General features: G+C 62.1%; 13 protein-coding genes, 2 tRNA genes, 1 pseudogene and 1 other annotated feature. Of the genes and pseudogenes, 7 read left to right on the top strand and 9 right to left on the bottom strand.

Annotation, left to right across the window (positions count from 1 at the left end):
* Window positions 1-99: 99 nt before the first annotated feature.
* Both JN280_RS35995 and JN280_RS36000 read left to right on the top strand, forming a co-directional pair.
* Entirely contained in the window at window positions 100-1,110 is a 1,011-nt protein-coding gene (locus JN280_RS35995) for a ligase-associated DNA damage response exonuclease (protein WP_202315262.1), read from the top strand.
* Window positions 1,110-2,711, top strand: coding sequence for a cisplatin damage response ATP-dependent DNA ligase (locus JN280_RS36000; protein ID WP_202308955.1), 1,602 nt, complete (start codon window positions 1,110-1,112; stop codon window positions 2,709-2,711). Before JN280_RS35995 ends, JN280_RS36000 begins: the two co-directional genes overlap by 1 nt.
* A gap of 96 nt (window positions 2,712-2,807) precedes the next feature.
* Here the strand turns inward: JN280_RS36000 and JN280_RS36005 are convergent, their stop codons facing one another.
* Window positions 2,808-3,986 carry a hypothetical protein gene (locus tag JN280_RS36005; RefSeq protein ID WP_244743687.1) on the bottom strand — a complete coding sequence of 393 codons (1,179 nt, stop codon included), beginning with the start codon at window positions 3,984-3,986 and terminating at the stop codon, window positions 2,808-2,810.
* 405 nt (window positions 3,987-4,391) lie between these two features.
* Between JN280_RS36005 and JN280_RS36010 the strand changes: the two are divergent.
* Both JN280_RS36010 and JN280_RS36015 read left to right on the top strand, forming a co-directional pair.
* A pseudogene (locus tag JN280_RS36010) lies at window positions 4,392-5,338 on the top strand (NAD(P)H-dependent flavin oxidoreductase).
* A 123-nt stretch (window positions 5,339-5,461) separates the two neighbouring features.
* Window positions 5,462-5,537 (top strand) — tRNA-Thr (locus tag JN280_RS36015).
* A gap of 166 nt (window positions 5,538-5,703) precedes the next feature.
* Here JN280_RS36015 and JN280_RS36020 read toward each other — a convergent pair.
* From JN280_RS36020 to JN280_RS36035, 4 genes are all read right to left on the bottom strand, one after another.
* Complete coding sequence (locus tag JN280_RS36020; RefSeq protein WP_202308957.1) at window positions 5,704-6,438, bottom strand: DUF4145 domain-containing protein; 735 nt, start codon at window positions 6,436-6,438, stop codon at window positions 5,704-5,706.
* Window positions 6,435-7,010 carry a hypothetical protein gene (locus tag JN280_RS36025; protein WP_202308958.1) on the bottom strand — a complete coding sequence of 192 codons (576 nt, stop codon included), beginning with the start codon at window positions 7,008-7,010 and terminating at the stop codon, window positions 6,435-6,437. Before JN280_RS36025 ends, JN280_RS36020 begins: the two co-directional genes overlap by 4 nt.
* A 118-nt stretch (window positions 7,011-7,128) precedes the next feature.
* Window positions 7,129-7,199: transfer RNA gene (locus JN280_RS36030), tRNA-Thr, on the bottom strand.
* 806 nt (window positions 7,200-8,005) lie between these two features.
* Window positions 8,006-9,490, bottom strand: coding sequence for a SulP family inorganic anion transporter (locus tag JN280_RS36035; protein ID WP_202308959.1), 1,485 nt, complete (start codon window positions 9,488-9,490; stop codon window positions 8,006-8,008).
* Window positions 9,491-9,554: 64 nt separating this feature from the next.
* Window positions 9,555-9,610: a sequence feature (sul1 is cis-regulatory element that is thought to sense ions involved in sulfur or methionine metabolism; They are found in Alphaproteobacteria), on the bottom strand.
* A gap of 284 nt (window positions 9,611-9,894) precedes the next feature.
* Here JN280_RS36035 and JN280_RS36040 point away from each other — a divergent pair.
* The 3 genes from JN280_RS36040 (at window position 9,895) to JN280_RS36050 (ending at window position 15,261) form a co-directional block, all read left to right on the top strand.
* Complete coding sequence (locus JN280_RS36040) at window positions 9,895-12,261, top strand: PQQ-dependent sugar dehydrogenase (RefSeq protein ID WP_202308960.1); 2,367 nt, start codon at window positions 9,895-9,897, stop codon at window positions 12,259-12,261.
* Between the two features lie 459 nt (window positions 12,262-12,720).
* On the top strand, window positions 12,721-14,142 hold the full coding sequence (locus JN280_RS36045; protein WP_202308961.1) for a calcium-binding protein: 1,422 nt from the start codon (window positions 12,721-12,723) through the stop codon (window positions 14,140-14,142).
* Between the two features lie 378 nt (window positions 14,143-14,520).
* A complete protein-coding gene (locus tag JN280_RS36050; protein ID WP_202308962.1) occupies window positions 14,521-15,261 on the top strand; it encodes a class I SAM-dependent methyltransferase in 741 nt (246 codons plus the stop codon).
* Between the two features lie 110 nt (window positions 15,262-15,371).
* Here JN280_RS36050 and JN280_RS36055 read toward each other — a convergent pair whose 3' ends face one another.
* The 4 genes from JN280_RS36055 to JN280_RS36070 all read right to left on the bottom strand — a co-directional run bounded on the left by JN280_RS36055 (window position 15,372) and on the right by JN280_RS36070 (window position 19,912).
* A complete protein-coding gene (locus tag JN280_RS36055) occupies window positions 15,372-16,460 on the bottom strand; it encodes an acyltransferase family protein (RefSeq protein ID WP_202308963.1) in 1,089 nt (362 codons plus the stop codon).
* 476 nt (window positions 16,461-16,936) lie between these two features.
* Entirely contained in the window at window positions 16,937-17,782 is an 846-nt protein-coding gene (locus JN280_RS36060; RefSeq protein WP_202308964.1) for a hypothetical protein, read from the bottom strand.
* Between the two features lie 448 nt (window positions 17,783-18,230).
* A complete protein-coding gene (locus JN280_RS36065; protein WP_202308965.1) occupies window positions 18,231-19,061 on the bottom strand; it encodes an ABC transporter ATP-binding protein in 831 nt (276 codons plus the stop codon).
* Window positions 19,058-19,912, bottom strand: coding sequence for an ABC transporter ATP-binding protein (locus tag JN280_RS36070; RefSeq protein ID WP_202308966.1), 855 nt, complete (start codon window positions 19,910-19,912; stop codon window positions 19,058-19,060). Before JN280_RS36070 ends, JN280_RS36065 begins: the two co-directional genes overlap by 4 nt.
* Window positions 19,913-19,914: the final 2 nt, after the last annotated feature.

Consider the following 19,914-nt stretch of genomic DNA (forward strand, 5'->3'; position numbering starts at 1 on the left):
AGAAGGCTTCACGCGAAGCGCTGTATGTTCTTGATTTGACGCATGTCTTTTTCCCGAAACCGCTGCACACTTTCGGGAGACATGCTTTATGTTTGCACCATGCGCGCCAGCGAGCTTCTCCACCCGAGGCCGGAAGGGCTCTATTGCCCGCCCGGCGATTTCTTCATCGATCCGGTCCGTCCGGTCGGGCGCGCCCTGGTCACGCACGGCCATTCGGATCATGCCCGATCGGGCCACGGCGCTGTGCTCGCCACGCGAGAGACGCTCGACATCATGCGGCTGCGCTACGGCGACCCCTTCGCCGGAGGCACGCAGGCTGCAGCGTTGCGCGAAACCATCGAGGTCAACGGGGTCAAGGTGACGTTCCATCCGGCCGGCCACGTGCTCGGCTCCGCCCAGATCGCGGTCGAGCATGGAGGGCTCAGGATCGTCGCATCGGGCGACTACAAGCGCCAGGCGGATGCGACCTGCGTCCCCTTCGAGCCGGTTCCTTGCGACGTCTTCATCACCGAGGCGACTTTCGGGCTGCCGGTCTTCCGCCACCCTCCCGACCGGGAGGAGACGGCGCGCCTGCTGCGCTCGGTGGCCCAGTTCCCTGAGCGCGCCCATGTCGTCGGCGCCTATGCGCTCGGCAAGGCGCAGCGCGTGATCCGCCTCTTGCGCGACTGCGGTTACGAAAAGCCGATCTACATCCACGGCGCGCTGGAGACGCTCAGCGCCTATTATCAGAGCCAGGGCATCGATCTGGGCGAACTGCGGCCGGCGACGGTCGACAAGGCCGACCGGGACGAGTTCGCCGGTGCGATCATCGTCGGCCCGCCGACCGCGTTTGCCGATCGCTGGGCGCGGCGTTTTCCCGACCCGATCTCCTGCTTCGCCTCCGGCTGGATGCGCATCCGCCAGCGCGCCAGGCAGGGCGGCGTGGAACTGCCGCTGATCCTGTCCGACCATGCCGACTGGGACGAGCTGACCGGCACGATCCGGGAGACGGGCGCGGGCGAGATCTGGGTCACGCATGGCCGCGAAGAGGCGCTTGTGCGCTGGTGCGAGTTGGCGGGGATCGCGGCGCGGCCGCTGCATCTGGTCGGCTACGAGGACGAGGGCGACTGATGGACCGCTTCGCCGAGCTGCTCGACCGCCTGGTGCTGACCCCGTCGCGCAATGGCAAGCTGACCCTGCTCGTCGACTATTTCCGGGCCGTACCCGATCCCGACCGGGGGCTGGCGCTCGCGGCCATGACCGGCGACCTGTCGATCGCGGCGGTGAAACCTGCAATGCTCAGGACACTGGTGACCGAGCGCATGGACCCGGTGCTGTTCGGCTACTCCTACGATTATGTCGGCGACCTCGCCGAAACCGTGTCGCTGGTCTGGCCGGAGCCGCAAGACGGGCCCACCATCGACCATTCGCCGACGCTTGGCGAGGTCGTGGCCAGGCTGCAGGCCGCGAGCCGCTCTGACGGCCCGCGCGTGCTCGCGACCCTGCTCGACTGCGTCGGCATCGCGGCGCGCTTCGCCATCATCAAGCTGGTCACCGGCGGACTGAGGATCGGCGTTTCGGCCCGGCTGGCCAAACAGGCGCTGGCGGATTTCGGCGGCGTCGACGTCGCCGAGATCGAGGAGTTGTGGCACGGCCTGTCGCCTCCCTACGAAGCGCTGTTCGCCTGGTTGGAGGGCAAGGCCCCCAAGCCGGAGAAGGCGGCCAAGGCCCTGTTCCGGCCGGTGATGCTGTCGAATGCCGTCGACGACGGCGACCTCGAGAAACTCGATCCGGCGGATTACGCAGCGGAATGGAAATGGGACGGCATCCGCGTCCAGGTCGTGTGCGAAGGCGGGCTGCGCCGGCTCTATTCGCGCACCGGCGACGATATCTCGGGCGCCTTTCCCGACCTGGTGGAGGCCATGACGTTCGACGGCGCGCTCGACGGCGAATTGCTTGTCGGCCGGCCGCCGGAGTGGACCGGCACCTTCTCCGACCTGCAGCAGCGTCTCAACCGCAAGAGCGTGTCGCAGAAGATGCGCGATAGCTACCCGGCCTTCGTGCGCTGCTACGACCTCATGCAGGCGGGGGCCGAGGACATCCGCCCCCTGCCCTTCACCGAGCGGCGCGCACGGCTCGAAGCCTTCGTGGCCGGCATCGATCCGCAGCGTTTCGACCTGTCGCCGATGATCGACTTCGACGACTGGCCGACGCTGGAGGCGCTGCGCAAGGCGCCGCCCCACCCCATCATCGAAGGCGTGATGCTCAAGCAGCGAGTTTCCGCCTATGTCGCCGGACGCCCCAAGGGGCCCTGGTTCAAGTGGAAGCGCGACCCCCATACGATCGACGCCGTGCTGATGTATGCCCAGCGCGGCCACGGCAAGCGGTCGAGCTTCTATTCCGACTACACGTTCGGGGTCTGGTCGGGCCCCGAGGACCGGCCGGAACTCGTGCCGGTAGGCAAGGCCTATTTCGGCTTCACCGACGAGGAACTCAGGCAGATCGACAAATATGTGCGCGACAACACGATCGAGCGCTTCGGCCCGGTACGCTCGGTGCGCGCCGACCGCCAGAGCGGGCTGGTGCTGGAGGTGGCCTTCGAAGGCCTCAACCGTTCGCAACGCCACCGCTCGGGCGTGGCCATGCGCTTTCCCCGCATATCGCGCCTGCGCTGGGACAAGCCCGCAAGCGAGGCCGACCGGATCGAGACGCTGCAGGCGCTGCTGGATTGATTTACCCACGGCCCCTCCCCGCCATCCGCGCAGGGCTTTGGGCATGGGCGTTGCCCTCCGCCATACTACGCGAGGACCTCGGAGAGCCCTTGACGTCTACTGCGCCACCGACGCCTTGATTTCGTACACGTCGATCGCCTTGCCGCCATTGGCGATGTCGGAATTGATGGCGATGGTGCCCTCGGCGCCCGGGCTCTTGTCCGGCAGTTCGATCTCGAACAGGAACTCGCCCTTCTCGTAGCCGACGGCGTAACGCTTTCGGCCGCAATCGCCGAGCTCGCCGAAATTGCAGTCGACCGAGATCTGGGTCTCCTTGCCCTCTTCGGCGCGCGCCACGATGTCGAAGACGGCGCGCCTGCCGGCGAGTTGCTCGAGTACGCCCTGGCCGACGTCGAAGGTGATGGCCGAACCCGAAGCACCGGAACGGATCCGGATGAAATCGCCCGTGTCGTCCTCCATCACCTCGGCCCTGGTGTCGCCCGGCGCATTGACCTGCGACGGATCCGACGGCGTAAAGACCGTGATCCAGCTGCGCTGTGTATCTGTCTGGCCGGGCTTGGCCGGAGCGCCGATCGGCTCTTCGTCGGGATCGAAGTCCTCCGAGCCCGTGACGGCCGGCGGCTTCGGAACGCTCGTGTCTATTTCTTCCGGCGTCTTGAAGAGGCCGGTCTGAAAGCCCCACCAGGCGCCGATCGCACCGAGCGACAGGAGCGTCACGATGAAGAAGATCGCGGCATAGGGGCGGCGGCGCTCGGCATCGACCACCCGCTCGGTCTGGGCAGGCACTTCGGCCTCGGCGATGGTGTCCGTCGCACGCCCCGGCGCATCGCCCGCCGCGTCGAGCCGCGGCTCCACCCGGCCGCTCCCGGCGGGCGCAGCCTTGCGCGCCGTCGCGGCGCGCACTGGCTCGATGGCCGGCGCAGGGGCCCGCCGCGGCGCGTCCGCGGCAGGCTCCTGTCGCCCAAGGTTGACCTCGGGAACCGGCGCCGCCCCACGGGGAGACCCGGCGCCGATTTCGAGCCTGTCCAGCACCCGCTCGGCGCTCCCCACATCAGGTGCCACGGTCGGAACCGCGGCAATGAACTCAGACTCGATCTCGGCGATCTTCGCCTGCAGGCTCTTCCTGCGATTGATCGCCGCCTCGACCGTGATGTTGGGATTGGCCTTCAGCGCCCGATCCAGCGCAGCGAACACCGAACGATAGACCTTCTCGCGGAACGCGCGGTCGCTGGCGTCTCCCTTCCCGAAGGCATTGCGGATCGCGGTTTCGATCACGTCCAAGCAGTGTTCCCCACGTTCTTCCGGATCACCTCGTCCGGATCGCTCCGAAACCTTTCGAAAACCCGCTGGTCAGACCGGCTCAAGCCTCGCCGGCGCGCATACACAAAAGGTCTCTAACGCGTGCGGCGGGTCCGATCAACGGATTCGCCGCTTCCACTATGCCTTCGCCCGCTTGAAAGGTCGATTCCCGCCGTTCGGGGCGGCGATGCCCATGCCGGCAGGCCCGGACAACGCCCATCCGGGCCGCCCGGCCTTCGCGTCAACGGCCGCGGCGCGCCGTCGCGCGCCCCAGCGGGCAGTCCCGACGGGGCGTTGGAGCCGCCGGATTCCCCGTTGCGGCATCGTACCGATCTGCTAGAAGCAGTGACGTTTACGCAAACGTCAATTGATGGAGGCCCCATGGCCCTGCCCGACATTCTCAAGAAGAATCTGCGTCTGCCGGTCGTGGGCTCGCCGCTGTTCATCATCTCGCATCCGCCGCTTGTGCTGGCGCAATGCAAGGCCGGTATCGTCGGCTCTTTCCCGGCGCTCAATGCCCGCCCCGAGGCACAACTCGACGAATGGCTGGCCGAGATCACCGAGGACCTCGCCAGCCACGACGCCGCCAATCCTGACAGGCCGGCAGCGCCCTTCGCGGTCAACCAGATCGTTCACAAGTCCAATCCGCGGCTGGAGCACGATCCCTGTGCGTGAAATACAAGGTTCCGGTCGTCATCTCCTCGCTCGGCGCGGTTGAGGAAGTGAACCAGGCCGTCCATTCCTATGGCGGCATCGTGCTGCACGACATCATCCATGACCGTCATGCACGCAAGGCGATCGAGAAGGGCGCCGACGGGCTGATCGCGGTGGCGGCCGGGGCCGGCGGCCATGCAGGAACGCTGTCGCCCTTCGCGCTCATCCAGGAGATCCGCCAGTGGTTCGGCGGGCCGCTGCTGCTGTCGGGCGCCATCGCCAATGGCGGAGCGGTGCTCGCCGCCCGGGCAATGGGCGCCGACATGGCCTATGTCGGCTCGCCCTTCATCGCCACGACGGAAGCCCGCGCCGACAACCAGTACAAGCAGATGATCGTCGATTCCAAGGCCGCCGACATCGTCTATTCCAATCTTTTCACCGGCGTGCACGGCAATTATCTCAAGGGTTCGATCCGCGCCCAGGGCATGGACCCGGACAATCTGCCGGAATCGGATCCGTCCAAGATGAATTTCGGCGCGGCCAAGGCCTGGAAGAACATCTGGGGCTGCGGCCAGGGCATCGGCGCCGTGACGGAAGTGGTGCCGGCGGCCGTGCTGATCGACCGCCTCACAGCCGAATACGACGCGGCGCGCTCCGCCCTTGCCGCTGCGTGAGGCGGCGCGGCGCGGCTATTTTCAGGAAGCCCGGCAAATCCCGTCACGGGCGGCTTGAAATCCCCGCGCAATGAAGCTATCACCCGCTCCACATCCGCACCGGGGCCCGCCCGGCACCGGAATGCCGCTTTAGCTCAGTTGGTAGAGCACATCATTCGTAATGATGGGGTCGCGTGTTCGAGTCACGCAAGCGGCACCAAATTCCACAGCAGTTGCAAGCACTTAGCGACTCGGAATATGTCCGCTCGACGACGAGTAGCGAGATGCAGCACCGCAATGTGCGCTGTGTTTTCTTCACCGGTAGCCCCGAAAAGCAGCTGCCGCCCCACAAGTGCGCAGCACTGCAAACGCACGCGTAGGCGGCGCTATAGGCCGGCTAGTGCAGCCAGCTCGGCTACAAGCTGTCTCAGGTTTGGGTTCAAATCGTCGATGTCGCGCTTGGATGTGTTGTAGTAGCGATGGTGGGCAGCTGCATCCCCTGTCGCCTTCACCTTATCCAGAGTGCTCGGGGCGGACCGAGAGAGCTTCACATACTGCTTCGATTTGGTTGCCGCGATGATGTCACCGAAGCTGCGCAGTTCTCCGTTCGCCGCTGTGATTGCGTTGATATGCCCGCCTTTCTGGAAAGCTTCGATCAGTAGCAGTTCGACAAGCCGGCGACACATCATCGCACACGCGTTGTAGAATCCCGAATCATAGCAGCCGTTCGCCTCCCTCCGAATTTGATCCAAATGCGAACGACCGCCGAGCGATAAATCGTTTTGAATGACGCTATCCGTCACCCTCACCGCGCGAGCAATAGGAAAGGACCCCGCATATTTGTCCGAGAACATTTTGTCGTGTGTAGCACGTATTCGGTACGAATTTCTTCCATTTCCTGCAATTATTCCAGTATTTCTTCGTATTTTTTCGTTCAATCGCGAGACATTAACATTCGATCTGAGTCGATGTTCTGCCAAAATTTTTATAATAGTGCCGATCGTAACTTCCTCTTCACCGGCCTGACGGGTCAAGAACCAAATGATTCCTATCGCCGAATCAACTTCGCTCGCCCGCTTCTCGGCCAAATATGCGGCAAAATCAGCGATTCGACTGCTCATTCAAGCAGCCACTTTTCAAAGTCTGCATGTGCGCGTGCAGACATTCGGAACGTATTTGCCTTTGTCCCCGCGATGAAGTCATTCTTTGCTGCGGCTACCGCCTTCGAGGCATCGGGCTGGCTGATCTTAACCCCGAGGCCGTTCAGAACGCGCATCATGTCGCCCGACGTAATGGCTGTTTCTCCTGCGAACCAAGAGACGAATTTTACCTGTTGCACCTTCGTTGGATTGCCAAGGACAATCCTCTCTCGGAACCTCTCAAATCTCGGATCGTCCTTGATCGAGTTTAGCAGCGCGACTTCGTCGAAACGGCTCGAACTGTCAGTCGCTCGAGATTTTCGCTGTGACTTGCGAACCCTCTTGCCGAGTTGTTCTCGATCCTCAGTATCATTTGGGCTTGAATTCGAATCCACGTCTCGCTTCGACGCGCGCGAAGAAATCGCGCCAGCAAACGCAGAGATGAGCGAATCGAAAGCCGATTGCTGAACTGACTCCGAAGTGAACGAATTTACCGCCTTGGCGATTTCGTCCATTCGAGCGAGTAACCGGTCAAGATCGTCGTTTTCAGCCATTTCACACCACCTTACTGCCGGCGGCGAATTTTGGCTGAGTCCGGCGCTATTTCAAGCCGACGCAGCTATTTTGCACAACTGAGTCCGATTGAAAGTCAAGCTAGTTTGCAAGAAAAAACGGGGATGGTGGGACTCGAACCCACGACCCCCCGCTTACCACGCGGGTGCGCTACCAACTGCGCTACACCCTGATGCCGATCCAACGCTGTTGGACCAACGGCGGAAGACGTAAGATCGCTCAGAGCTATGTTCAAGGGGCCTACATGCGTTTTGTTCAAGCCCGCAAGTAGGTTGGTAAAGTGCCCGTCCGACTGTGGGCCGCGCTGTGTATGGGTTGGCACCCGTTTCGGGGAAAGCCTGCGCCGGGTGGCGCAAGGGCGGAGCCGACGCATGCGGGTACTACCGAACGCCGCCACGATCACCAGGACGATACATCCTCGCCCTTATCGGCGTGGTGCGCTGGGGAGACGACAGACCGCCCCAGCGATTGCCAGAACGGCGGACACAACTCTCCCTTCTCACCGCGTGGCGAACCTACTCGCCGGATGCCCGGATCGCAAGCGGACGGCCGAGAAGAGTGTTCCAGTAACCCCTCCGAAAGCAGCCCGTCAGGAACGCCGGATTTCCGGGCTTTCTGGTAATGCCGGCGAGGTGTTCACAAAACACCTCCTTCGATATCTTGCCATCATACTATTCGCCGCGAGGTCGCAACACTGCCGAAATGCGCTGCGAAAGCGACGTTTCAAATCTGATCGAGTTTCGGATCAACGATGTCAGCCCCACGGTCGAACGACAGGAATTCTGACCCCGATCGGGATGCGGAGGTCACAATAGAGCGGGTTCCGCCGACATCGCGATTGTGAGCCGCGCGCTTCCACCCGGTCGGGCTATCCCGCCTACAGGCGGCGGGTGCGAAAGGTCGGCGGATGGCAACCGGAGAACCTGACCGCGTCGCAGTTTCCCGAAACCTGCTCGGCGCACCAGCCTGGACCGGTTCAGTGGCCGAATGCACGCTCCAATGCATGCTGATCGTTATGAACGGCAAGCTTGTCCATAATCGTGGCGCTTGCCTCGTTCATGCCGACCACCTCGACGTCGACACCTTCCTTCCGGAATTTCAGAACCGCGCGGTCGATCGCACCGACCCCCGTCAGATCCCAGATGTGGGCGTGGGAGACGTCGATGCGGACGCGGTCCAGCTTCTCACGAAAGTCGAAGGAATCGAGGAAGTCGTCGGCCGTCGCAAAGAAGAGCTGACCCAGGACGGTGTAGATCCGAGTCCCGCCGTCCGCCGAGAGCTCCGAGCCGACACGGAAGATCTGGGCGACCTTCCACGCGAAGAAGATGCCCGAGAGCAGCACGCCGACACCGACCCCGAGCGCGAGGTTGTGCGTGCCGACCACGGTGAACACGGTTGCCAGCATCACGATGCTGGAGCGGCGCGGATGCTTGCGCAGATCATTGAGGGAGGACCATGAGAACGTGCCGATCGACACCATGATCATGATGGCCACGAGGGCGGGCATGGGAATGATGCGCACCCAATCGTCGAGCAGCAGGAGCAGCACCAGGAGGAAGGCACCCGCCACGAAGGCGGAAAGCCTTCCGCGTCCCCCTGACTTCACATTGATCACCGACTGGCCGATCATGGCGCAGCCTGCCATCCCGCCCAGAAAACCGGTGCAGAAATTGGCGATGCCCTGGCCCACGCATTCGCGGTTCTTGTCGCTCCTGGTGTCGGTCATCTGATCCACGATGGATGCCGTGAGCAGGCTTTCCAGCAACCCGACGGCTGCGACGCCGACCGAATAGGGAAATATGATCCGGAGCGTCTCAAGCGTGTACGGCACGTCCGGGATCAGGAAGGTGGGCAGGCTCGACGGCAACTCGCCGAGATCGCCGACGGTGCGCACGTCGATGCCCAGCGCCAGGGACGCGGCGGTCAGCGCCACAATGCAGACCAGCGGAGAAGGCACGACGGTGGTGAGCCGCGGGAAAAGGTAGATGACCGCCAGGCCCGCCGCGATCATGGCATAGGTCTGCCATGACACCCCGATCAGCTCGGGGAGCTGGGCCATGAAGATCAGAATGGCGAGCGCATTGACGAAACCCGTCAGCACCGAGCGCGAAACGAAGCGCATCACATATCCCAGCCGGGCAAAGCCGGCGAGGACCTGCAGCACGCCGGCAAGGATCGTGGCGGCCAGCAGATATTGCAGGCCATGATCACGCACGAGCGAAACCATCAGCACGGCAGTCGCCGCCGTGGCCGCGGAGATCATGCCGGGACGACCGCCTGATATCGAAATGATCACTGCAATGGAAAAGGAGGCGTAGAGACCCACCTTGGGGTCGACGCCGGCGATGACGGAAAAGCCGATCGCCTCGGGGATCAGCGCCAAAGCGACAACGATACCGGCCAGTATGTCGCCACGTATGTTGGAAAGCCATTCACGGCGGAAAGCGTCAAATGAAAACATGAGGGTCCGAAATGCGCGGCAAAACCCCGTCGCGAAACAGGCGAGCAAATGTCAGGGCTTGGTAGATTGTCCGGCGGATTGGCGGCCGGAAGAGCCACCCGGGATTGCACCGGGTCCGATCGACTGATGCTTCTATAGCAGAGGATTGCTGCGATGCAACATGAGCGGTGTCCGCAATCGTGGGGGACGCGGCAGGCGGGGCGCCGCACCACGGCTTCCTCCAATCTCGCGCTTACCAAAACCGATTTCATGGTAATCTGACGATCCTTTGCCGGACGATCGCGTCGGCAGGCCGACATGGCGGCCGCTCATCTTCTTGCCGGCCCGGGTCGGCGGAGCACCCTGAGGACAATCCGTGCTAAGGTTGCCCGTCGAAAGCAACCGCGACAGCGGATGGCCCTGACATGGCAAACCGGACGGGAACGAACGCGACCGAAATCCTCGGCGGAACGGACGATGCCGATACGATCAACGGCCTGGGCGGCAGCGATCGTATCAGCGGCGGCGGCGGCACGGACACGATCTCGGGCGGCGACGGCGCTGACCATGTCTGGGGCGGCGACGGCAACGATATCCTTTACGGTCACAGCACCGCCGACCTCGATCCGAACTCGGGCAACATCTCGGCAACACTGCTGGCCGATGTCGGCTCGGGCGCGGTGTTCGCCACGGGGGCTCCCGGGGACGAGGGCTTTCTCTACGCGCTGAGAAAGGATGTCGGCGACATCGTGCGGATCAACACCACGACAGGCGCGCGGTCCGTCTTTCTGGACATTCCCAACGGGCAGTTTTCCAGCGACGGCGAACGTGGCGTTCTCGGCCTCGCCTTTCATCCCGACTACGGGACGAACGGCAGGTTCTTCGTGTTTCTCACCAACCCTGCCGGCAACATCGAATTGCGGGAGTATGCGCGTTCGGCCGGCAATCCCGCGAGCGCCGCCCCTGCGGCGGTGGCGACGATCATCACCATTCCTCACCCGACCTTCGCCAACCACAATGGCGGCTCCATGGCGTTCGGTCCCGACGGATACCTCTACATCGCGACAGGGGACGGCGGAGGCGCCAACGATCCGGCCGGCAATGCTCAGAACACCAATGTGCTGCTCGGCAAGATCCTTCGGATCGATATCGACGACGACGATTTTCCGGCAGACGCGTCCCGAAACTATGCCATTCCCAACGGCAATCCGTTCGCCGGGGCTGTGGCCGGCGCCGACGAGATATGGGCCTACGGCCTCCGCAACCCCTGGCGCTTCAGCTTCGATTCCCTCACCGGCGACCTCTACATCGCCGATGTCGGCCAGGGCGCGCGCGAAGAGGTCGATTTTCAGGCGGCGGGCGATCCGGGCGGACGGAACTACGGCTGGGATTATCGCGAGGGGACCCTGCCCGGCCCGAGCCCGGCGCCCAATCCGCCCATCGTCTTCACCTCGCCGGTCTTCGAGTATGGTCGCGATGTCGGCCAAAGCATTACCGGAGGCTATGTGTATCACGGGCCGGCAGCGGGTCTGCAGGGCGCCTACTTCTTCGGCGATTTCGTCACCGGACGTTTGTTCACGCTGCGCATGGTAAACGGTGTCGCCGAAGATGCGCTGGACAGGACCGCGCAGATCGTCGGCGCCAGCCTCGAACAGATCTCGTCCTTCGGCACCGACAACAGCGGCAACCTCTATGTTGTGAGCCTGACGGGCAGCATCCATCGGCTCAATCCAGGCATCGCGGCAGGCGACGGCGCCGACAGGATCGACGGCGGCCCCGGCAATGACCGGCTCTTCGGCGGCGTCGGAAACGACACGCTCATCGGCGGCACCGGCTTCGACCAGATGACGGGCGGTCGCGGCAACGACAGATTCTTCGTCGACAACGCCGGCGACAAGGTCTTCGAGGCCGCCGGCCAGGGCAACGACACGGTCTACGCCTCGACCAGTTTCGTGCTCGCAGCGGGCCAGCACATCGAGACGCTGGCCACGACGTCGGTTGCCGGCACCGCGACCATCAACCTGACAGGCAACGCCTTGTCGCAGCGCATCAACGGCAACAACGGAACGAACAGCCTCAACGGCGGCGGCGGCAACGACACGCTCGTCGGCAACGGCGGGAACGACGTCGTCAGCGGCGGCGGCTCCGACCTGATGCACGGCGGCTCGGGGAACGATACCTATATCGTGAGTTCGACAGGCGATGTCGTCGACGAAGTCACCAACGGTTTCGGCGGTGTAGACACGGTACAGTCCACGTTAAGCTTCAGCCTGGCGAACACCGGGGTCAAGGTGAGGGGCGCGATCGAGAACCTGACGCTGATCGGCACCGGGGCGACCAATGGCACCGGCAACAGTCTGAACAACGTTATTGTCGGGAACGGTGCTGCAAATGCGCTCAATGGAAGCACTGGAAACGACGTCCTCGATGGAAAACTCGGCAACGACACGCTGACGGGGAACGCCGGAGCCGACATCTTTGTCTTCGATGCCGCCCTGAACGCCACGACAAATTTCGACATCATTACCGATTTCTATGTCCCATCGGACACGATCCGGCTGGACAACGCGGTGATGGCCGGACTTGGCACTACCCTGGGCACGCTGCACGTCTCCCGATTCTGGATGAGCACGAGCGGACTTGCCCATGACGCTACCGACCGGATCATCTACGAAACCGACACGGGCAAGCTCTACTACGATCCGGATGGCACTGGTGCAGCCGGGCGTGTCCAGTTTGCGGGCCTCGCACCCAACCTGGCGCTGACCAACGTCGATTTCCAGGTGATCTGAGGCCGGCAAGAAAAAGCTTGCGGTACTTTCGATCATCGGTCGAGATGGAACAGCGCACAAAGCGATGATGGCCTGGCTGGTGCCCCCCGGCACGCTGTCGAACGGGAAATTCTGGAAGAGCAGTGTCGGCATGGCTCATGACACCGACGCTCGCACCATCTACGACATAGGCTCTTCCATGATGCCGACCGTAGCGGCTCGAATGAGTGCAGTCCATTTCGCCTCGCTGCCGCCGAACCTTGCGCGCTCACCAACTCGGATTTCGTGGTGATCTGACCCTTCCGCAAGCAAGAGCGCACGCATCCCGAGCAAGGACTTCGACCGAGCTTCGAATAGGCTGGAACTGTGTCCGCCCCAGTTTCGGAAGATGGCAAATCGAAACAATACCGCACTTGAGTTCCACTCCTGCGATATCCAGTTCCGTCTCGTCCACACGCCGAAGGGATATCTCTGCTAGCTGTGCGCGCCCTCAAGCACCAATCAAGAGGAGAAGGCGCAATGCCGACGAATGTGGGAACTCTCAACGACGACAACATCAACGATGCCGTCTCGAATATCATCTACGGCCTCGATGGAAATGACACAATATTCTCTTCGTCTTCCGGGCTTGTCTACATCTATGGAGGACAAGGCATCGACACGATCGACTACAGCGATCTGGCAGGCGGGAATGCGGAAATCTATGGAGGCGCGGGCGCTGACACCATCGACGGTGGCAGCAACGCCGAAGCAATCTACGGCGGTGACGATCAAGACGTGATCACCGGCTGGCACGGCAATGACTATATCGAAGGCGGACGGGGAAATGACCAGCTGTACGGTGACGCCGGCTCCGACACAATCTACGGCGGCGATGGGGCGGATCTTCTCTTCGGGGGCGAGGGTGCCGACAAGCTCGATGGCGGCAGCTGGGACGACGTTCTCGACGGCGGAACCGGGGCGGACACCATGATCGGTGGCTTGGGTAACGACATTTTCGAAGTCGACGACGTCGGGGATTTTGTCGAGGACAGCAACATGCCGGGGGGCGGCATCGACACCGTGCGATCGACGATCAGTTTCAGTCTGGCCAACCTTGCGCATGTGTCGGGTGCAATCGAACGCCTCGTCTTGAAAGGCGACGGCAACATCGCCGGCACAGGCAACGCGCTCGACAACATCATAGACGGCAATTCCGGCAACAATGTCCTGAGCGGCCTAGGCGGTAACGACACATTGAACGGAGGGGATGGCGCAGACACCATGTATGGCGGCGCCAACAACGACACATATGAGGTGGACAATGTCGGCGACAAGGTCGATGAGAGCATCGCCGGTTCAGGCGGCATCGACACCGTGCTATCGAAAATCGGATTCAGCCTCGCGAACACCGGTGCCAGGGTGTCGGGCGCATTCGAAAACCTGACGCTGATCGGTGGAAGCGCCGTTAATGGCGTGGGCAACAGCCTCGACAACATCATCACCGGCAATAGTGCATCCAATTCGCTCAACGGCTCGACAGGTCACGACACGCTGAACGGAAAACTTGGCAACGACACGCTGAACGGCAGTGCCGGCCTCGACATTTTCGTGTTCGATACCACGCTCAACGCCGCAACCAATGTCGATACGATCGTCGGGTACTTTGTCGACTCGGACACGATACAGCTTGACAATGACGTCATGGCCGGATTGGGAGCGACACTCGGCACGCTTGGAGCGGAGAAGCTCTGGAGGACCTATACCGGGGTGGCCCACGACGCGGATGACCGCATCATCTATCAGATCCATACCGGCAAGCTGTTCTACGACGCCGACGGAAACGGGGCCGGCGGTTCGATTCATTTCGCTACGCTTGATGCGGATCTCGCTCTCACCAATGCGGATTTCGTTGTGATCTAGGCTGTGCCGCAACGCGAAAATCCCGCCGGCCGGTGAAAGACGGGATCGATCAAAAACAAGAGCCCGGATACGGGACTGCCGAACCGGATGTTGGCGCCCATCGCGACATTGCGTCGGGCTCAAAGGGGGCATGAGCAGGCGCCAACAGACGTATATGGATCTGCTTTCGTCCCATCAATAACGCTGAAACATCTCTGCCTTTGGACCATAACCATACCTTCGCTACCGCCTATTATCCTTGGATACGAACACAATAATGCAGTCTTCTTGACCGCAACGATTTTCGATCTCATTCTCGATCGATGGCCGAGACAGAGACGATCTGGTCACCCAGAAGATATCGTCAGCGCAGGTTCGCATCATGAGGAGGCCTGTCGAATGAGCGTACAATCGCAGGCACGCGCCGGCGCCCAGACGATTTATGGTCGTTCCGGTGAGGTTCTTATCCTGGGCCAGTGGGACCCCAAGCCACTGTCCCAGGTGGTGTCAGGAAATGACGACTCATACTGGCGCGGCAAACGTGTTCTCGACATTGGCGCCAACACCTTTGGGCTGAGCATCGAACTCGCTCGCGCAGGTGCCTCAGTCGTGGGGATCGAGCCGGACCCATTCGACTGGTACTTCAACCTCGTCCGCGAGACCGTCGAGAGCGTCATCGCCGAAGAGAAGCTGTCGTTGTCGATCCACAAAGACGGCCTTTTCGAGGCACGCAAATACGGCTCGTTCGACTGCATCCTGCTTCTTGGCGTGATCTATCACTTCCGCGATCCGCAGTACCTGCTCGACTTCCTGTCGACGCTCGACACCAAGGATATCGTAATCTCCACACAGACCGCGACCGGCGATTCCCTTCACCTCGTAAACAGGCGCGATGAAGGCATGATGCCGAAGGGGTTCTGGTCGGATGACATCGTTCTGAGCGGGTGGCATCCAACCCGACCGCTGCTCGAGCGGATGATCCGGTGGTCCGGGTTCGACAACGTGACCGCGCTTACGGACCCGTCAGTAAACTTCCCGAACAAACCTCTGAAAGGCCTGACCAATTCCGCCTACTACCGAGCTACCAAGGTCAAGACCGTAGACCCAGAGGCAAGCCGCAAGGTGTATTATCCCCGATAGCACAAGCCAAGGTCCTGCGTCAGGGTCGCGCGGCCTCAGGCGTCTGCCGGCCATACTGGCGTCCGCTGCGTATCGGGGACTGCACGAGACCACCAAGCCCGTGAGATTCGTCACGAGCTATGGCGGGAGACCGCTCGTCTCTTCAGCCGCGTCGCTTTCTCGGAAGACTCGTCGAGGGGAACGGGCTTCTCGGATGGCTGCCATGCCCGCCTGAGCGGCGATGTCAGGAACTTTGTCATCGGCGCTTCAATGTATCGGTAGATTGTCAGACTGGCGCCGAGACTGAGCAAAGCGACAAGCACGAAATAAACCCATCCATTGAGCTCGCCGGCGCCGATGCCGTAGTCGAGAAGCACTCGCGTCGAACCCTGGATCACGAAGTTGTGGATGAGGTACAGGGCAAAGGAAACACGCCCGAGTAGGTCGACGACCCGATTGGTCCGCTCGCCGAGGTCAAGGTCGATGTTGATCGCCGCAAAGACGATGAACGCGGCGGGGATACCGGCGCCAATCAGGCCCTCCTGGTTCCTGGCGATCAGCAGGTAGAAGCCGAACGCCATCAACACATAAGCGGTGATCTGCGGAATTCGGGCGCCTTTGATATAGGCGATTCCGACAAGGACGCCGACGACGAATTCGAGGATGATGGCATTTCGCCCGCCATAGGCTGCCATCAATGGGCCGACTGAGTCAAATTGACTTGATATCAGATACAAGGCGCTGACCGCCGCACAGGCGACGAAGTAAGGAGACCGCAGAAAAAACGACAACCCGAAGATCACATAGAAGACGACTTCAAGGTTCAGCGACCAACCCGGCACCATTATCGGGAACAGGTTGCCATCACTTGGTCGGAATGCGGGGATGAAGAACGCCGACTTGATAATGTATATTAGGTCGGTGGATCCGGAATAGTAACGTGGAGCCAAGAAAGAAAGCAGGGCTGCAACCAGCGTCACCAAGACATAGAGCGGCCACACCCGAAAGAAGCGGCGCTTGATGAAGGTCAAGGGGGCGACCGCTCCGTCCTTGGTCACCCAGACCATGATGAAGCCGGAGATGACGAAGAACAGGTCGACACCCTGGGCGCCGTGATCGAACGGCAAGAAATCGACCTGACCATCGAAGTCTGTCATCCGGGCGCGCGCGTGCTGAAACACGACGGCCATCGCCGCGAGAGCACGCAGGACCTGAACCATAAGGAGCCGTTCGCCTCGGCTGTTCGCCTCACGACTACCCATCATTCTGCCCGGCGAACCTCGGCTCGCCAACGCCAGGCTGGGCTTTGATCGAAGGCTGCCGCAAAATCGCCCGGGCATTTGCCTACGAGCCATCTGGCCGGAGCGAACGACACGGCCTGCAAACCGGCCGAACAATCCTTGACGACAACATGCTCAGTTTGCCTTGGCCTGATTTGTTGACAAGAGGGCGCTGCAGCGTTGCTCTTCGCAAGTTGGGCTAGATCAGCCCACGGCTTCGCAAATAGCGCCTTTTCAGCGGCTGCAACGCGCGGCGCACCAACGGAAGTCTCGCAAGCAAGCGATACATCCTGCGCCTTTGCTCGAACCCTGCTGGAGGGCTCGGCGGGCTGCTCTGGGGCAAAACATCGGCGCGCCCGTCCACCTGTTTGGCGAACGTGGAAAACGCGTCGAAGAATGCGTTGTGTCTTTCGGGTTCAACTATTCTCTCGACCGCAAGGAACTGATCGCCGATGGCGCCACGCAGTTTCTGGTGGAGCGCCTTGGATCGGAACGGCTCGAAGACGGTGCGAACGGCGGCGCGTTCGACCTCGTCGACCGTCATCTTCTTGAGTGGACGAACAGCCGGCATGGAATATCGGATCGGATGCCACGATCACACGCGGCCTGATCGCCCGCATGAGGTCGTCATCGACGACCATGCTGTTGGTTACGATCTTCTCCCCCGCCGGGAGGCTTCCGAAATCGACAGTGTCGAGGGAGGGGCCGGTTCCAAATACGAAGACGCGACTGGTCTCCATTGACTGGACCATGCGTTCAAAACGCGCGCGACAGGTTTCGATGTCCTCAATCGTCCCCTTGCCGTCATTGGACGACAGTTTGAGGTAGAGGCTGCTTTCATATTGCGATGCCTCAGGGTCGACGTTGACGACCCGGACGTTCGGAGACCGAGAAACCTGCTGCCGGACAGCCACCAGCTGTTCTGCCTTGTGGCACAGCACAATTACGTTCGTGTGCTCATGGGCATTCAGGATGTCGCCGATAGGAGCGCCATCCGACCTGATGTGAACGACCCGCCCTCTCAGATCCTCGAAAAGGGGCAAGATCGCCGGGTCAATGTGGCGAGGGATGTCCGACCCAGTTGGAAGCTTTACTTGTGATGGCACTAGCAGTACGGCGCCATTGCGCAATAGATTCGCTAAGTACCAAAACGCCCGCGGGACAATGTTGGCTGCATCGGCTTCTTCAGTGAATTCCGGATAGAATGCGAATACTGTTTTGTCGGTACCGGCATAGGCCGGGGCGCTTTGGATTCTATTCATGATGTCCCTTTTTCCCGCCCGCTCATCCAATCCATCGCCGAATTTGTCAACCGTTAAGTCCACGGGTTGGCGCGCCTGCGCCGATGCACAGATCCAAGCCAGTTCATAAGGTAGCTCCAGGCGACGAGAGCAGGCGTGCCGGGCTCAAATGAATTCAGCACACCGTCACCACATTTGAACACATTGCATGGAGTTCCACCGCGACCGGTTCTAACCCAGGCTTGGGCCTGTTGCCGACGGCTTCGCCTCCACCTGCCCACGGCATACACAGGTTCACCGCCGACGGCTCCGATACCTGAGCGCGTCACAATCCGCCCAAAAGGATGTCCTGCTCGGCTTGAATGGCGACTTCACGGCACGGATCCTCGGGCCAACCGCGAGGATGACGAAGGGAAAGCCATTGCGGCCAGGCGTCGGGACGCCGGCGATGGGAGCCATCGCGTCTGCGCTACGCGGCCTTTTTCCGCGCCAGGCGCGCCTTGATGCTCTCGACATCGGCGCGCGGCGTCGCGGCGAAGAGCATTTTGGTGTAGTCGTGGGTCGGGTCGGAGAAGACGGCGTCGCGGCTGCCATATTCGACCGCCTGGCCGAGATACATCACCAGCACCTCGTCGGCGATGTAGCGCACCACCGAGAGGTCGTGGCTGATGAAGACGTAGGTCAGCTTGAACTCGTCCTGCAGGTCGGCCAGGAGGTTCAGGATCTGGGCTTGGACCGACAGGTCGAGCGCCGAGACCGGCTCGTCCAGCACCAGCAGGCTGGGGTTGAGCATCAGGGAGCGGGCGATCGCGATGCGCTGGCGCTGGCCGCCGGAGAACATATGCGGGTAGCGGTTGAAGTGCTTCTCCTCGAGGCCGACCTTCAGCAGCATGCGCATGGCCATGTCGCGCCGCTCCGCGGCGGAGCGGCTGGTGTTGATCAGCAGCGGCTCGGCGAGCACGTCGCCGATCTTCTGGCGCGGATTGAGCGAGCCGTAGGGGTTCTGGAAGACGATCTGCACCTTGCGGCGCATCTCCGGCGTGAGGCCGTTCCTGGCGATGTCGACTTTCTCGCCTTCGATCCTGAGCTCGCCCGATGTCGGCGCGTCGATCATGGTGATGATGCGGGCGAGCGTCGACTTGCCCGAGCCGCTCTCGCCGACGATGGCCAGCGTCTTGCCCTTCTCCACCGACAGGCTGACGCCCTTCACCGCATGAACGGTCCTGGCCGGGGTGAAGAGGCCGCCGCGCATGTGATAGTCGCGGACGATGTCCTTGGCTTCGAGGATGACACCGGTCATTTGGCGGCTCCCGCGCTGCGCGCCTCGTCGGCGAAATAGTCGGAAATGGTGGGCAGCCGGTCGCCGGTGGCATTGTCGGGCAAGGCGGCGAGCAGCGCGCGCGTGTAGCTGCTCTTCGGCGCCTCGAACAGGGAAAGCACGTCCGCTTCCTCCATCTTGCGGCCCTTGTACTGGACGACGACGCGGTCGGCCGTCTCGGCCACCACGCCCATATTGTGGGTGATCATGATCAGCGCCATGCCGTGCTCGGCCTGCAGCCGCATCAAAAGATCGAGGATCTGCTTCTGGATGGTCACGTCGAGCGCGGTGGTCGGCTCGTCGGCGATCAGGAGCTTGGGATTGCAGGCGATCGCCATGGCGATCATGACGCGCTGGTTCTGGCCGCCGGACATCTGGTGCGGATAGGAGCGCAGCCGCTCCGCCGGATCGGAAATGCCGACAGCCTTGAAGAGTTCGACGGCGCGCGCCCGGCGAGCCGCCTTGTCCATGCCCATATGGATGCGCAGGACCTCTTCGATCTGGAAGCCGACCGTGAAGCACGGATTGAGGCTGGTCATCGGCTCCTGGAAGATCATCGCCATGTCCTTGCCGACGAGCTTGCGGCGGTCGGACGGGCTGAGCGACAGGAGATCCCGGCCGTCGAAGGCCATCTTGTCGGCCGTGACCTTGGCCGTCCAGGGCAACAGCCCCATGACGGCCAGCATCGACACCGACTTTCCGGAACCGCTCTCGCCGACGATGGCCAGAACCTCGCGCTGGTCGATCGCGATGGAGACGCCGTCGACGGCACGGAACGGGCCGCTGGCCGTCTCGAATTCGACGACCAGGTTTTCGATCTCGAGAAGCGCCATGG

The organism is Mesorhizobium sp. L-8-10 (assembly GCF_016756635.1).
Lineage (GTDB): Bacteria > Pseudomonadota > Alphaproteobacteria > Rhizobiales > Rhizobiaceae.